The organism is Campylobacter sp. B0100352/1 (assembly GCF_020135855.1).
Classification (GTDB): Bacteria; Campylobacterota; Campylobacteria; order Campylobacterales; family Campylobacteraceae; genus Campylobacter_D; species Campylobacter_D taeniopygiae.
Genome location: NZ_JACHTP010000007.1, coordinates 32,355 through 47,914, shown reverse-complemented (window position 1 = coordinate 47,914; position 15,560 = coordinate 32,355). Strand labels below are relative to the sequence as shown.

Annotated in this window: 15 protein-coding genes; 7 read left to right on the top strand and 8 right to left on the bottom strand. The window is 28.4% G+C overall.

The window, feature by feature from the left end; all coding sequences use genetic code 11:
- Positions 1 to 7: 7 nt before the first annotated feature.
- The 4 genes from H2279_RS03410 to H2279_RS03395 are packed head-to-tail and all read left to right on the top strand — an operon-like array spanning position 8 to position 4,201.
- Positions 8 to 451 carry a phosphoribosyltransferase gene (locus tag H2279_RS03410; RefSeq protein ID WP_137623751.1) on the top strand — a complete coding sequence of 148 codons (444 nt, stop codon included), beginning with the start codon at positions 8 to 10 and terminating at the stop codon, positions 449 to 451.
- A gap of 31 nt (positions 452 to 482) precedes the next feature.
- Positions 483 to 1,172, top strand: a complete 690-nt coding sequence (locus tag H2279_RS03405) for an MlaA family lipoprotein (protein ID WP_337195598.1) — start codon at positions 483 to 485, stop codon at positions 1,170 to 1,172.
- Positions 1,173 to 1,180: 8 nt separating this feature from the next.
- Positions 1,181 to 1,747: an MlaC/ttg2D family ABC transporter substrate-binding protein gene (locus H2279_RS03400; RefSeq protein ID WP_337195597.1), complete on the top strand. Its 567-nt coding sequence runs from the start codon at positions 1,181 to 1,183 to the stop codon at positions 1,745 to 1,747.
- Entirely contained in the window at positions 1,748 to 4,201 is a 2,454-nt protein-coding gene (locus H2279_RS03395) for an efflux RND transporter permease subunit (protein WP_337195596.1), read from the top strand.
- 42 nt (positions 4,202 to 4,243) lie between these two features.
- On the opposite strand, the gene rdgB is transcribed toward H2279_RS03395, so the two are convergent.
- Positions 4,244 to 4,855: an RdgB/HAM1 family non-canonical purine NTP pyrophosphatase gene (gene rdgB, locus H2279_RS03390; RefSeq protein ID WP_337195595.1), complete on the bottom strand. Its 612-nt coding sequence runs from the start codon at positions 4,853 to 4,855 to the stop codon at positions 4,244 to 4,246.
- A gap of 151 nt (positions 4,856 to 5,006) precedes the next feature.
- On the opposite strand from rdgB, the gene H2279_RS03385 reads away from it, so the two are divergent.
- A complete protein-coding gene (locus H2279_RS03385; protein ID WP_137623756.1) occupies positions 5,007 to 6,302 on the top strand; it encodes an MFS transporter in 1,296 nt (431 codons plus the stop codon).
- Here H2279_RS03385 and H2279_RS03380 read toward each other — a convergent pair.
- From H2279_RS03380 to selA, 4 genes are read right to left on the bottom strand one after another with little or no spacing between them, the layout of a single operon-like run.
- A complete protein-coding gene (locus tag H2279_RS03380; RefSeq protein ID WP_137623818.1) occupies positions 6,292 to 6,780 on the bottom strand; it encodes a hypothetical protein in 489 nt (162 codons plus the stop codon). The genes H2279_RS03385 and H2279_RS03380 overlap by 11 nt on opposite strands.
- A 32-nt stretch (positions 6,781 to 6,812) precedes the next feature.
- Positions 6,813 to 7,523 carry a thioredoxin fold domain-containing protein gene (locus H2279_RS03375; RefSeq protein ID WP_337195594.1) on the bottom strand — a complete coding sequence of 237 codons (711 nt, stop codon included), beginning with the start codon at positions 7,521 to 7,523 and terminating at the stop codon, positions 6,813 to 6,815.
- 47 nt (positions 7,524 to 7,570) lie between these two features.
- Positions 7,571 to 9,373, bottom strand: coding sequence for a selenocysteine-specific translation elongation factor (gene selB, locus H2279_RS03370; protein WP_337195593.1), 1,803 nt, complete (start codon positions 9,371 to 9,373; stop codon positions 7,571 to 7,573).
- Positions 9,373 to 10,689, bottom strand: coding sequence for an L-seryl-tRNA(Sec) selenium transferase (selA, locus tag H2279_RS03365; RefSeq protein WP_337195592.1), 1,317 nt, complete (start codon positions 10,687 to 10,689; stop codon positions 9,373 to 9,375). The genes selB and selA overlap by 1 nt, the downstream gene beginning before the upstream one ends.
- 72 nt (positions 10,690 to 10,761) lie before the next feature.
- Between selA and H2279_RS03360 the strand changes: the two genes are divergently transcribed.
- Positions 10,762 to 12,399 (top strand): 4Fe-4S dicluster domain-containing protein, encoded by a 1,638-nt coding sequence (locus H2279_RS03360; protein ID WP_337195591.1) that lies wholly within the window; start codon positions 10,762 to 10,764, stop codon positions 12,397 to 12,399.
- A gap of 28 nt (positions 12,400 to 12,427) precedes the next feature.
- Here H2279_RS03360 and H2279_RS03355 read toward each other — a convergent pair whose 3' ends face one another.
- From H2279_RS03355 to H2279_RS03345, 3 genes are read right to left on the bottom strand one after another with little or no spacing between them, the layout of a single operon-like run.
- Positions 12,428 to 12,919: a flavodoxin gene (locus H2279_RS03355; protein ID WP_137623761.1), complete on the bottom strand. Its 492-nt coding sequence runs from the start codon at positions 12,917 to 12,919 to the stop codon at positions 12,428 to 12,430.
- Positions 12,910 to 13,596 carry a hypothetical protein gene (locus tag H2279_RS03350; protein WP_337195590.1) on the bottom strand — a complete coding sequence of 229 codons (687 nt, stop codon included), beginning with the start codon at positions 13,594 to 13,596 and terminating at the stop codon, positions 12,910 to 12,912. The genes H2279_RS03355 and H2279_RS03350 overlap by 10 nt, the downstream gene beginning before the upstream one ends.
- Positions 13,596 to 13,913, bottom strand: a complete 318-nt coding sequence (locus tag H2279_RS03345) for a DUF2325 domain-containing protein (RefSeq protein ID WP_337195589.1) — start codon at positions 13,911 to 13,913, stop codon at positions 13,596 to 13,598. The genes H2279_RS03350 and H2279_RS03345 overlap by 1 nt, the downstream gene beginning before the upstream one ends.
- Before the next feature lie 179 nt (positions 13,914 to 14,092).
- Here H2279_RS03345 and H2279_RS03340 point away from each other — a divergent pair, with 179 nt between their 5' ends.
- On the top strand, positions 14,093 to 15,517 hold the full coding sequence (locus tag H2279_RS03340) for a catalase (RefSeq protein WP_337195588.1): 1,425 nt from the start codon (positions 14,093 to 14,095) through the stop codon (positions 15,515 to 15,517).
- The last annotated feature ends 43 nt before the right edge of the window (positions 15,518 to 15,560 follow it).

The window sequence follows — 15,560 nt, the reverse complement described above, 5'->3', positions numbered from 1 at the left end:
GGGATGGATGTTTTTTTATTCTTATGATTATTTTGAAGAAGACGTTAAATTTTTAGCCACACAAATAAAAAAAGAATTTAATCCCGATGCTCTTATTGCCATCGCTAGAGGCGGTATGACTTTAGGACATTCTTTAGCCGTTGCCCTAGATACTCGCAACCTTTTTAGTCTCAATTCTATACATTATGACGATACTAAAAAACTCGATACCATTGAAATTTTTAATATCCCAGATCTTAAAAATTATAAAAAAATTTTACTCATTGATGATATAGTAGATAGCGGAGAAAGCTTATCTGAAATTAAAAAAAGACTACAAGAACAATTTCCTCATATAGAATTAAAAATTGCAACGATTTTCTATAAAAAAACAGCTCTTTTAGAACCTGATTTCAAGGTTAAAGAAGCTAAAGAATGGATAGATTTCTTTTGGGATATAAAAATTAATTAATCTTTGTCGTTATTTTTTGGAGTTTTAAATTTTGAAAATTAAAATCATATTATTGTTATTATTAAGCTATTCTTTTGCGTTGGATCAAAATTTTGAAGATTTTGAGCAAGAATATAAAAGTTATCAAATCAATGATCCACTTGCAAGTTATAATAAAGCCATGACTCATTTTAATGTAGCCTTATATACTTATGGATTTCGTCCTATTTTAAAGGGTTATAATGAAGTTACACCTCAGTTTTTACGCACAGGAGTAAGGAATTTTTTTGACAATTTATTTTCACCCTTACGTTTTGTTGGTAATGTTTTACAATTGAAATTTGAAAATGCCGGAGAGGAATTTAAAAGATTTACGACAAATACAATTATGGGATTTGGTGGCTTAATGGATCCAGCTAGTCAAATGGGTTTAAAAAAACATCCTGCTGATCTTGGAACCATCTTAGGACACTGGGGAGTTGGCGGAGGATTTCACTTAGTATTGCCTGTATTGGGGCCTAGTAATTTAAGAGATACTTTAACTTTACCTGCAATTTGGTATGCAGATCCTATAAGCTATATAAATCCTCAATGGGAAAGTATAGCAATCAGTGCTTATGGTTTTAGCAATGAACTTAGTTTCAAACTTGATGAAATTGATGAAATTTATTATAATTCACCAAATTTATATCCATTTTTAAGAGATGCTTACGAACAAAGAAGGCAAGAATTAAGTAAATAAGGAAGCAAATGAAAAAAATTATTTTATTATTCTTTTTTTTAGGAAATATTTGGGCTTTAAATTTAAACGATATCCCACATACTATGCAAAATAATATTGATAAAAGTTTGAATTTTTTAAAAACTCAAAAAGATAAAACTTTAGTCGCAAATGAAATTTTTAAACTCTTTGATGATATCATTGATTATAAACTTATGGCAAAACTTAGTCTTTCAAAAAACTATGATAAACTTAGCAAACAAGAGCAAGAAGAATTTTCAAAAGCTTTTGAGCAAAGTCTTAAAAAAAGCTTTACTGATAAATTAAGTCTTTATAAAGATCAAATTCTAAAAGTAAAAAATGGAGAACTTAAAAACGAAAAAAGATATTTTCTTACAACTTCTATTGTGGATAATGGAGAGGAAAAAAATATTATTTTCAAATTTTACAACAATGATAATAATTGGTTAATTTATGATGTTGATGTACTGGGGGTTAGCATCATTCAAACTTATCGCTCTCAATTTGGAGACATTTTATCGAGTGAGGGATTTAACGCTTTATTGCAAAAACTCAAAAGCATTACCATTAAATAAATGCTTTCAAATTTTTTAAAACTGATTATTTCTTACCCAAAAACTACTTTTTTGGGAACCTTTTTTATTTGTTTATTTCTTAGTTTTTTTGCTTTTAAAATAAGTGTTGATGCAAGTGCTGAAAGTTTATTGCTCGAAGATGATACCGATTTAAAAACCTTTAGAAAAATTTCAAAACATTATAAAAATGATAATTTTTTGATTCTTGCTTTTAAACCTCAAGATGAAAATCCTTTTTCAAAAACAAATTTATCTAAATTACAAAAACTTCACAATGATTTAGAAAAAGCACCTTTAGTTGAACGCGTCTTTAGTATCATCAATGCACCCTTATTACAAAGCTCTGAAAACACAGATCTTAAAGAACTTTTAAAAAATATACCCGATATACAAAGCAAAGATGTTAATCAAACAAAGGCAAAAAATGAAATTTTAAACAATCCTTTTTATAAAAATAATATTATTTCAAAAAATGGAAAAATCACAGGAATTATCATTTATCTAAAAACAGATTATATTTACAATGAACTTATAGAAAAAAGAGATTTAGCTAAAAATGAAAAAGAAAAAAATGCTATTCGTTTAGCGATTAAAAAACATCAAGATCAGCAAAAAATTCTCAATAAACAAAATTTAGATTTTATAAAAAATATTATAAAAAAATACGAAACCAATCAAGATAAACTTTATCTTGGCGGTGTCAGTATGATAGCTGATGATATGATCACCTATATAAAATCCGATCTTTTAATCTATGGAGTTTCTTTAGTTTTTTTATTGGCAATTGCATTATATTATTTTTTTAGAACTTGGCGTTTTGTTCTTGTGCCCCTTTTTATATGTTTTATCAGTTTGAGTGCGGCAAGTGGAGTATTTGCTCTTTTAAATTTTCAAATCACGGTTATTTCTTCTAACTACGTTGCTCTAGTTTTAATCATAACTTTAAGCGTGGTTATACATTTAATCACTCATTTTATAGAAATCTCTCAAACCTACCCTAATGCAAGAATTCAACGCCTTGTGCTTCAAACCTTACTGGCTAAAGCAAAACCTAGCCTTTATGCTATAGTTACAACCATGATAGGCTTTTTTTCCCTTATATTTTCAAATATAGAGCCTATTATAAAATTAGGCATTATGATGAGCGTGGGCATTGGTTTGGCTTTGATTTTTAGCTATTTATTTTTAGCAAGTATTCTAGTTTTACTCAAGCCAAAGCAATACCACAAAAAAGAATTTAAATTCAATCTTTTAGAATTTTGCGCAAAAATAAGTCTTGATCAAAAAAAACGTTATATCATTTATGGAATTTCTTGTATAGCGATTTTAGTATCCTTATTTGGAATTTCTAAACTAAGGGTTGAAAATTCTTTTGTGAATTATTTTAGAGATGGCAGTGAGATTAAAAAAGGATTACTTGTTATTGATAAAAATTTAGGCGGAACCTTGCCTCTAGATGTAATCATACGCTTTAAAAATAATCAAACAGCTACCAACTCAAATAAAGCCTTAGATAGTTTTGAAGATGAATTTGAAGATCTAGAGAAAAAAGATACCTATTGGTTTAATTCCAAAAAAACACGTATTGCTAAAAAAGTTCATGAATTTTTAGAACATCAAAAATTTGTCGGTTCAGTTCTTAGTTTAAACAGTCTTTTGATTTTAGGTAAAAATATCAATCATGGCGAGGATTTAGATGATTTTGCATTGGCATTTTTAAATGAAAATTTGCCTCAAAATTTCAAACAAGATCTTATTTCTCCTTTTGTCAATATAAAAAACAATGAATTAAGATTTACAATGCGTATTGTTGATTCTGATCCAAATTTAAGACGTAACGAATTTTTGATCAAGCTTAATGAAAATTTACACAAGCTTTTAAAAAATGATGATGTGCAAATACAAATCACAGGTATTATGGTGCTTTACAATAATATGCTTCAAAGTCTTTTTTCTTCGCAATTTGATACACTTGTATTTGTTATATTAGCCATTTTTATTCTTTTTATCTTTGTTTTTCGTGATTTAAAATTTTCCATTATAGCTATACTGGTTAATGTTATTCCTTTAAGTGTTGTTTTTGCCTTAATGGGGTTGTGTCAAATTCCTCTTGATATGATGAGTATTACAATAGCTGCTATTGCTATTGGCATTGGAGTTGATGATGCTATTCATTATATCTATCGTTTTAAGGAAGAAATTAAAAGCAAAAGTATTGAAGAAGCTATAATCAACTCTCATCTTAGCATAGGATCAGCACTTTACTATACTACTATAAGCATAGTATTAGGGTTTAGCGTTATGATGAGTAGTAATTTTATCCCTACAATCTATTTTGGGGTTTTAACAGTCTTTGTTATGATTTTACTTTTAAGTGGGAGTTTATTTTTACTCCCTAGTTTTTTAATCAGTATTTATTCTAAGAAAGCCAAACTTGAAAACCAACATAAATAGCATAAATTAGAACAACCGCAATCATGTATTTTATAAATTTCTTCATCTTTCTTTTTCCCTTTTAATCATTTCTAAAATAATTAAAGCAAGCTCCATAGCTTTAAATCTATGCGAAATCTTATTCTTTTGACTAGATTCAAGTTCAGCTAAAGTTTGTTCAAAATCCTTTGGAATAAAAAGACTATCATAACCAAAGCCTTTGTCTCCTTTTTCTTTATTGATGACTTTTCCATGCATACTTGCTTGGGTTACATACTCCCCATTTAAAGTCACTAAAGCAATAGCAGCTTTATAATGAGCCTTACTTTCATAAATATTTAAATTTTTCATTTCAGAAAGTAATTTCTCTCTATTGCTTTTATCATCACCTTTAGCGCTAAAACGAGCAGAGAAAATTCCAGGTTTTCCTCCCAAAGCATCAACGCAAATTCCACTATCATCACTTAAAACAATGAAATCTTTTTTCTGTTCTTGATTTAAAGCATTAAAAACAGCTCTAGCTTTTATCAAAGCGTTTTCTTTAAAACTTTTACCATTTTCTTCGATTTCAAAAGGCTTAAGAATATCACCAAAGGAATATAAAGAATAATCTTTAATCATGTCTTTAAATTCTAGAACTTTATGTGCGTTATTTGTTGCCAAAAGAATTTTCATACCCTATCCTTTCTTTTTTTAGCTATGAAAACTTTGAAAAAAGTCTAGCATAATTTTTAAAAGCTTACAAGAAAAATATCCTATAAAATTAAAAATAAGTTAATCTAAATGATAGTAAAATTATCTCAATTTAAAATTTAGGAAGGTAGCAATGTTAAATAATGTTTTAGCTTTATCATTTATAATTGGAACTAGATTTTTTGGACTTTTCATTGTTTTGCCTGTCTTAAGTCTTTATACTCTAAAATTAGAACATGCGAATGAATTCTTAGTGGGATTTTTGGTAGGAATTTATTCTCTTACGCAAATGATTTTACAAATGCCTTTTGGAATTTTAAGCGATAAAATAGGTCGTAAAAAAACAATGCTTATAGGACTTTTAGTCTTTATTGTAGGTTCTTTAATTTGTGCCTTTTCCCATGATATTTACATGATGCTATTAGGCAGAATGCTTCAAGGTGCTGGGGCTATTGGCGGCGTCGCTACAGCTATGATTAGCGATTTTATCACAGAAGAAAATCGCGGTAAAGCTATGGCTATCATGGGTTCTTTTATAGGTCTTAGTTTTGCGAGTTCTATGGTTATCTCTCCTTTAATGAGTGCAAAATGGGGCTTATCTAGTCTTTTTTATTTGAGTGCAGCTTTATCGGCTTTATGTATTGTTTTACTTTATAGCGTTGTTCCAAAAGAAAATAAAATCACTCATCACAATCAAAAAACACCTTTTTTACATCTTATTAGACAAAAAAATTTAGCCCTAATGAATATTACTAATTGTATGCAAAAAATGCTTATGAGTATAGCGTTTTTAAGCATACCTATTATTTTAGTTAAACATCTAGGTTTTCATGAAAATAAACTTTGGGCTGTTTATACGCCTTCTATGATTGCGGGATTTATTGCCATGGGATTTGCCGGAAGTTTAGGAGAAAAAAAAGGATTGGCTAAGCAAATTTTATTACTTGGTGTGGTATTTTTTATTTTTTCTTATGTTCTTTTTAGTCTTTCTAATTCCATCAATCTTTTTATTGTTGCTATTGTTATATTTTTTATCGGATTTAACCTACATGAGCCTATTATGCAAAGTTGTGCATCAAAATTTTGTAAAGTCCATGAAAAAGGTGCAGCATTAGGTCTTTTTAATGCCTTTGGTTACGCAGGAAGTTTTATAGGTGGTTCTGTTGGTGGAATATTTTTACATCTTAATCAATTAAATCTTTTAACAATTATCTTAGTTGTTTTAGCTATTTTTTGGTTGATTAGTCTCTTTTTCTTAAAAAATCCATCTGAATTTAAAAATATTTACCTACCTTTAAATACATCTTTGGATTTAAAAGAATTTGGAAAAAATATAGGGGTTATAGATATTTATAAAAATTCCAAAAATTTAATTATTAAATTTGACAGTAAAATTACAAATGAAGAAAGTTTAAAAGCTAAAATTTAAAATAGAAAAAACTCGCAATTTGATTGAGAATTTTATCTTCTAATGAAGCTTGACAACGCTCTTTGTTTGATAAATAAGCTGTTCTAGCGATTAAGCTTGTTCTTTGAGTTTTACCATTTTTAATAATCTCTATATTTAATTGCATACTGTAATAATTCTCAACAAGCCATTCTCCTTGGCTTTCCAAAGGATCAAAATCATAAAAAAATCTAGCTGAAGTGCTTATCCTTTGTGCATAAGAATGTTTTTTCATATCCACAAGATTGAGATAAATTTTATATGTTGGATTTTGATTGCTTTGTTTAAGTCCTAAATTTTGCAATTTATTGGCTAATTTATACTCTAGCTCGCTTTTAATTTTACTTGGATTTTGAAAAAGAATTTCAAAAGTTTCATTAGGATGTGCTTGAAGAAATATGCCTTCATTATTAGTTTGTATAGAACTTTCAACAAAGGTAGAATTAGCACAGGCACTCATAAGGAGTGCCAAAAATATAAAAATAAAAATTTTCATTTTATGATGGTTGGTGTAGCGCTAAGCCCTAAAGCACGATATTTTTCATAAAGAGAGAATATCTGTTTTAATTCAGCATCGCTGACTTTTGGGTAGTTTTTAATATTTGGATTATAATATTTCTTTAAAATCGCTATTTTTTCATCATCATTTTTAGCTTTTTTAACTTCTTTATAAATGAGTGCTGACTTTTCAAAAGCTGATTTTCCATGCACTGGAGTTAAAATATAATTGATTTGATAATCTTTAAGCTCATCTTTAATTTGCTCTAGCTGCTCTCTACAAAAAGGACATTCTGGATCAGAGAATACATACATTGCGGGTTTATTTTTATCACCCATAGCAATCACCATCTTTTCCTTTTGTGCCACAGGTTTGGCATTTTTAGCAAAATGTTCTCTAGCTTCTTTAAATTTTTTCATTTCATATTCTTGAGCATAAGAAGTTCTTGTTTTTATATCAATAATATCAGGAACTATAATATTATCCTTTGTAAAAAGAATTTGATCTTGAGTTTGACCATCAACACTCACGCTAACAATCACACTTTCAAATCCTGTATTTCCAACTTTTTGACGATCTTTGACACTTACGGTAGCATTTGGAAACTGCATTTTGATACTTTTTGAATAAAAATCACTGATTTCACTATTGCTTGCAGCAAATAAAGATGCTGAACAAGCTAAAATTAAGCTTAATTTTCTCATTCATATTCCTTAAAAAATAAAATATAGATTTATTGTATAATGATTTTCTAAATACTTGTTTTTAAAAATCTTTTTTTCTCTTTTTTTTGCACCCTTTCATCTTTGTCTAGATACTCTAAATACGCTATTGCGTATTTTCTTGATAGATGAAAAATTTCTTTCATTTTTTGCACATCAAGCTCTGTTGTTTGTAAAATTTTCAAACATTCTTGCATCATTTGATCTAAAGCTTTTTTTTCTACAAAAAGATTATGAGAAAGTCTGATAACTAACTTTTCTTGAGTGAGTTTTTTTAAAATTTCATCACCGCTTTTTCGATCAAGATCTAAATCTTCATAAAGATTATAAGGAGCTTGTGGCTTAATGCCTTGTTTTTTTAATATTTCATAGAGTTCATTGTTGTTTCTTTGTTTGAGTTTTTCAAAGTCAATCCCTTTTTTAAAATATATTCCATTTTTAAAATCGAGCAAATTTTGCATATTTTTAAGCCCAAATTCACAAAATTCCACACTCGCCCAAGAGATTCTCAAAGATAATGAAGTCGGAGAAAACATAGCATAAGGATTTTTTTCTAGTATAAAAATAATCATTTTTTTAAATTCATCCAAAGCTAAGAGATTATAAACATTGAGATTTTTTTCATCCACAAAAACCCCGTTTAATTTCTTTGCCAAATCCAAAGCTTCTTTATGAAGTAATTTAAATCTTTGATAGCTAGAAAGCAAACCAAATCCCATTTTATGGATATCTTTTAAAAAACTAAAAACCGCTTTAAAGTCTCTATTTTTAAGTAAAAATAATAATTTATTTTTTAATTCTTTCTTTAAAGGCTCACTTACAGGATTTAAAATTCTACCACCCCCGACAATACGATTATTTTGAAGTAAGATAAATTTTTCATCAAAACATAAAAAAAGCTGGGTTTTAAAAACAAGATGGGCAAAAAATTCATCATTGTCTAATTCTTTTAAAATTGTAAGCTTACATTCTACACTTTTGCTTCCTACACAAAAAAGCATTTTCTCATTTTTTAATCCTCTTTTAGCTTTGATTAAAACATCGCATTCTAAAAATCCTTTAAAAATACCTTTCTTGCTTAAAACAAAACCTTTTTTCAAATCTTTATGATCGCAATTTAAACTCAATGCCACACGGTTAAAAGCTCCAATTTCTTTACAATCTTGATCATGATTTTGTATATTTTTGATCAAAAGTTCTTTTTGATTATCCAAGCAAATAATTTTTTCATTAACACTGATTTTTCCCTCATTTAAACTACCTGTCACAACAGTTCCTATGCCTTTGAGTGAAAAAATTCTATCTATGTAATAGCGAAAAATCAAATCATCTTTTGCATTTTTATCTTTTAAATTTAAAAGATAATCTTTTAAAACATCGATACTAGCTTGATCTTTTATAGATGTATAAAAAACATTTAAAGGGGTAAAATTTAACTTTTTTAAAATTTCTTGCCCACGTTCCTTATAATTTTCGCATAAATCGCATTTGCTAAATACAATAATAATATCTTTAATTTCTAAGATTTCAAGCACTTCTAAATGCTCTATGCTTTGCTCTTTTAAACCTTCATTAATATCAATAACAAACAAACAAGCACTAAAACCAAATGCTCCGCTAATCATAGTTTTAACTAAATCTTTATGACCTGGAACATCGATAAAAGAAAAGTGTTTATCTTTTAATTTTAAATCCGAAAAACTTAGATTGATCGTAATTTGTCTTTCTTTTTCTTCTTTTAAATTATCTCCATCAAAGCCATTTAAAGCTTTAATTAAAGAAGTTTTTCCATGATCAATATGTCCTGCAGTTCCAATAAGTAAAGAATTCATCAATCTTCCATAGAATTAATCAATTGAATCAAAGTATCCAAATCACTTTCCCTAATCGTTCTAAAATCTAAAATAAAACTATCATTTTCAACGCGACCTATGATATTTTTTTCTCTAAATTTTTCTTGCAATATTAAAGCCTTGCCCTTAAAAGACAAAACTCGACTTTCTAAAGTTCTATCAGGCATAGAACCACCCCCGACTAAACTCTTGCTATTTTTAATTTCACTTTCAAATTTAATCCTCTGCTGCACCCACAAAGCTTTTTGCTCTATATGTTTAATATCATCGTTTAAAAGTCTTAAAGTAGTGATTTTATTATAATCTTTTTCAAGATAAGCTTTAAGCGTTTCATTAAGCAGCGCTAAAGTGATTTTATCCACTCTTAACATTCTTAAAAGCTGATTTTTTTTAATCTTCTCAATCAAATCTTTTTTTCCCAGTATAATTCCAGCTTGGACAGAACCAAAAAGTTTATCACCGCTAAAACTTAAAATATCGCAATTTTTAAGCACTTTTTTAATCATAGGTTCATTTTTTGCCAATTCTTTATTTAAATTTTCACACCACCCAGAGCCTAAATCATAATACGTTAAAATTCCTTTTTCTTTAGCTAATTTATCAAGCTCCACAATGCTTACATCGCTTTGAAAACCTATAAGGGCAAAATTTGATTTGTGTGTTTTTAATAGTAACTTTGTATTTTCATCGATAGCTTCTTCATAGTCTTTTAAATGCGTTTTATTGCTTGTCCCAACTTCTTTAAGTTTAACTCCAGCAGCCTTAATCACTTCAGGCACACGAAAACTCCCACCTATTTCGACCAATTCGCCTCTCGAGCTAATAATTTCTTCATTTAAACAAAGAGAATTTAAAATCAAAAAAACCGCTGCAGCATTATTATTTACCACTAAAGCATCTTCACACTCAAAAAGCATTTTAAGTTTCTCAAGCACTAAAGCGTAGCGACTTCCTCTTTTGCCATTTTCTAAATCAAATTCAAGATTTGCATAATTACAAATTTGATCCTTGCATTGATTAAAAATACTTTCATCAATCACGCTTCTGCCCAAATTTGTATGGATAATCACACCTGTAGCATTGATCACACTTTGTAAATCTTTACGCAGATATTTTTGAATTTCTGATTTTATTTTTTCTAAAAGAATATTTTTTTCACAGCTATTCTCACCCAAAGCCTTAAGATTGGCTACGATATTTTTGCAAAAATAAGCCCTTAAATAAAAAGGATATTCCTTTAAAGTTTCATCCTTGATTAAAGTTCCAATTTGTGGGAATTTTTTTATTTTGTCCATCTTAAACCTTAAGAAAATATTTGGTTATTTTAACATAAAATTTAAAAAAATATTTTTTAGAGGAAAAACTTAATGAAAGAATTTGTTTTCATAAAAAACAAAGATTTAATCCCTTTGCCTGATGAAATTGAAATTTGGGAAACAAATAAAGATATAGAAGTTTTAATCTCTAATGATAAAAAACAAAAATCTAGCATCTACGCTCCAGAAATTAATTTTTACCTTAGAAATTCTCAAGATGATGCTTTAGAAAAGGCTAAAAATATTTTAAAACTCTATCAAATTAGAAATCATATTTATGATTTTGGACTTGATTTTGAAGAAAATAAACCCATTCAAAAACGCATTATTCTTATTGATCTAGAAAAAGAACTTGTTGATTTTTTGAAAAAAAATGATTTTAAAGTCATTGCTTTAAAAAATGAAGAAGTCAAAGGTATTTTTGGGACTATAGGAGAATTATGTGCGATAATATCCGATGAAATAGAAATTGATTTTGATATTTTAATTTTCAATCACCAATGCTTAAGAAAAGATTTTTCAAGGCAAAGTGGCTGCTATGATATGCAAAATTTCAAAAATAAAGAAGCCCTGCTTGAATTTTTAAATAGTATTATCCCAAATTACACTTACAAAAATTATTTTTCCTATGATTTAAATATATGCCAATATCATTCAAGGCGTAGTGAGCACTGTGCTAAATGTGTTGAAATTTGTCCCACAACAGCTATTTTAAAAGATGATGAAAATAAAAATCTAATTTTTTCACAAATAGATTGTTTGGAGTGTGGTTCTTGTATTAGTATTTGCCCTAGCGGATCGCTTGATAGTACTAATTTACCTAGAAACAGCTTTTTTGAAATTTGCAACTTTTTTAAAAAAAATAAAATTTTACTCATTTCAGAAAAAATTCCTCTAGAAAATTTAAATTTAGAACTTCCAAAAAATACCTTACCGCTAATCATAAAAGATGGATGGCTTACTCCTATGCATTTTTTAGCTCTTTTACAAAGTAGCGGTGCTAATATAGTCTTTTTAACTCAAACACTATCTCAAGGAAATCATGAAGCTATAGAACTTTTAAATACTTTTTTTGAGAGAAAATTTAATAAAAAAGCTATTTTTATTGCTAATGAAGAATTAAATACTCATTTAAAACAACAAGAATTTTTAGAAGATTTATATTTTGAATTTCATAATAATACTCTTAGTACAAGAGAAAATTTTTCTAAAAGAATACAAAAACTTATACAAAATGATGATTTTGGTTCTTTAAAAAGCGGAGATTGGATAAGATATGGTAAAATAGAAATCAATACTCAAACTTGCACCCTTTGTCTTTCTTGCGTTGGAGCTTGTAACGTAGGGGCTTTAATCGCAGATCATAAAGAAAATGCTTTAAAATTTAATGCTTCGCTTTGCACTACCTGTGGGTATTGTGAAATGAGCTGTGCTGAAAAAGATACCTTAAAGCTAACAAGAAGTGGAATGGAATTTAATCCTAAGTTTTTTGAATATCAAACGATGGCAAAAGATGAACTTTTTGCATGTATAGAATGCGGAAAAGAATTTGCTACTAAAAAAGCTGTGCAAAAAATAGCAGAACTTATGAAACCTAAATTTAAAGAAGATCAAAATAAAATTAAAACACTTTATTGCTGTGCAGAATGCAAGGCAAAAATAATGATAAAAAGTATGAGTAATTTATAAATATCGACTAAAAGTCGATATTTAATTATTATGCAAAATAAGATCTAATTTGCTCTATCCAAGCATCGATTCTTGCTTCTGTTTGATCTTCTTGATTGTCATTATCTAAAGCAAGACCTACAAATTTATCATTTACAACAGCATCACTTGCCTCAAAACTATAGCCATCAGTTGAAACCTCTCCAACTAAATTAGCACCTGCATTTTTTAAATTTTCAGCTAATTTTCCCATACCGCCACAAAAAGTATCAGAATAACTTTCACTATCACCCATACCAAAAACAGCTACTGTTTTACCGCTAAGGCTAAGTCCTGAAAAATCAAAACCATCCCAATCATCTTGCAAATCTCCACTTCCCCAAGTTGATGTTCCACAGATTAGTTTATCATAAGAATTGATTTTAGCTGCATCAATATCTGCAATATTTAATACATCACTGATTCCCAATTTTGAAGCGATCATATTCGCTGCACCTTCGGTGTTACCCATAGCACTTCCATAAACTACTGCTACTGACATTTATTTCTCCTTATAAGTTGATTTGATATTTTATACGGAACTAATTTTACCATAGTTTTGTTTAAATCATACAAAAAATGTTTTATTTCAATAAAATGTTTAAAATTTTCATTGCGAGGGCAAACAATGTATAATTTTTCAAAATTATTTTTTTCAACAAAAGTTGATATTTTTTGAATTTCATTTTCAATTTCTAAATTATAGATATCAATTTTCTTACAAAGTGCCCAAATAGCAAATTTTTTATTTACCACAATAATATTTCCCTGCTGATCGATCATCTCATCTGGATTTTGCCTAGAAATTTTATCATACACATAATCACTAAATAAACTTTGCGCATCAAAATATAATCCATCGCGATAAAATTTTAGAATTTGATTTAAATTACATTTTTTTAAATTTCTCGTTTGGAAAATCAATCTTCTTTCTTGAAATTCATTCCATTTAAAAATAGTTTTAATTTTTCCAAATTTTGCTTTGGAAATATCTTTTATAAAATTATCAAAAGCTTCTTGAATACTTTTGGCTTGTTTTCCATAAATAAGAGGAATTTTCATCTCATCTTCTACGCAAGAATTATATTGAATTAAAAAAGTCATTATAAGATCTTTTTTATCTAAAGAACGATAGATTTCAGGAATTATTTCTCTATTTTTTTCAAAACCAAACAACATTAAAATCCTTTAAAATTGCATATTTCTTTATTTAAATTAAAAATTTTACAATACTCGCAATACACACAATTGACACTTCTTTTAGCACAAACTAATGGAATTTTTCTTTTTTTAGCCTCGTTTTTAATTTTTCTCATAGTATTGTGATTTAAAAAACTTGTCAGCATAACTATACACTCTGTATCACAAGGAATAGGTTTGCGATTAACTCTATTTTCATTGCGCGCGTCCCAATGTTCAATTTTCTTAGCACCCAAATCATGCAAAACAGCCTTTATAGGAGTAATTTCATCCGCACCGATAACTAAAACCGACATATATCCTCCTTATATATTTTGATAATTATTATTATAATATGACTTAACTAAATTTATTTTGAAATTTATTATCAAAATAAATTTTATTTCAAAATTTGTCAATTAATTAAGTTAATTTTAATTTTTATTAGAATACAATTTATCAATTAATAAAAATTATTATTTAGGAGAAATTAAAAATGAAAAGAATGACAAATGATTTTGGAAATATTATCGCTGATAATCAAAATTCTTTAAGTGCTGGTGCAAAGGGACCTTTACTTTTGCAAGATTATTTATTGCTTGAAAAACTTGCGCATCAAAATAGAGAAAGAATTCCTGAACGCACAGTACATGCTAAAGGTAGTGCAGCTTATGGGGAAATGAAAATCACTGCTGATTTATCCGCTTATACCAAGGCTAAAGTCTTTCAAAAAGGCGAAGTTACTCCGCTCTTTTTACGTTTCTCAACAGTTGCGGGAGAATTAGGTGCTGCTGATGCTGAACGCGATGTTCGTGGCTTTGCTGTTAAATTTTATACCAAAGAAGGTAATTGGGATCTAGTGGGTAACAATACTCCAACTTTTTTTATCCGCGATGCGTATAAATTTCCTGATTTTATTCACACTCAAAAAAGAGATCCTCGCAGTAATTTAAGAAGCAACAATGCTGCTTGGGATTTTTGGACTCTATGCCCTGAAAGCTTACATCAAGTTACTATACTTATGAGTGATAGAGGAATTCCTGCAACTTATCGTCATATGCATGGTTTTGGAAGTCATACTTATAGCTTTATCAACGATAAAAATGAAAGATTTTGGGTTAAATTCCATTTTAAAACCTTACAAGGAATCAAAAATCTTAGCAATAAAGAAGCCCAAGAATTGATCGCCAAAGATAGAGAAAGTCATCAAAGAGATCTTTACAATGCTATTGAAAAAGGCGATTTTCCAAAATGGAAAGTCCAACTTCAAATTTTAGCTGAAAAAGATACAGATAAACTTGGATTCAATCCTTTTGATTTAACAAAAATTTGGCCACATAGTGTTGTTCCTTTAATGGATGTTGGAGAATTGATTTTAAATAAAAATCCACAAAATTATTTCAATGAAGTCGAACAAGCTGCTTTTAGTCCTAGCAATATAGTTCCTGGAATAGGTTTTAGTCCTGATAAAATGCTTCAAGCTAGAATATTTAGTTATCCTGATGCGCAAAGATATAGAATAGGTACAAATTATCATCTTTTGCCCGTTAATCGCCCAAGAAATGAAACAAACACTTACAATGTAGCTGGAGCAATGAATAGCGATAGCTATAAAAATAAAGAAGCTTATTATGAGCCAAACAGTTATGATGATAGTCCAAAAGAAGATAGAAGTTATCTCGAGCCTGATTTATTTTTAGAAGGATCAGCACAAAGACATGCCCCGCTTGATGAAGATTTTTACACCCAACCAAGAGCTTTATTTAATCTTATGAATGAAAACCAAAAAGAGCAACTTTTTGAAAATATTGCTAATTCCATGGAAGATGTTAATGAAAAAATTATAGATAGAGCTTTAAAGCATTTTGAAAAAATTTCACCTGATTATGCCAATGGGGTTAAAAAAGCTTTAAAAAAATAATTTTTACTTACCGCCTTAGGCGGTAAAATAAAGATTATTAATT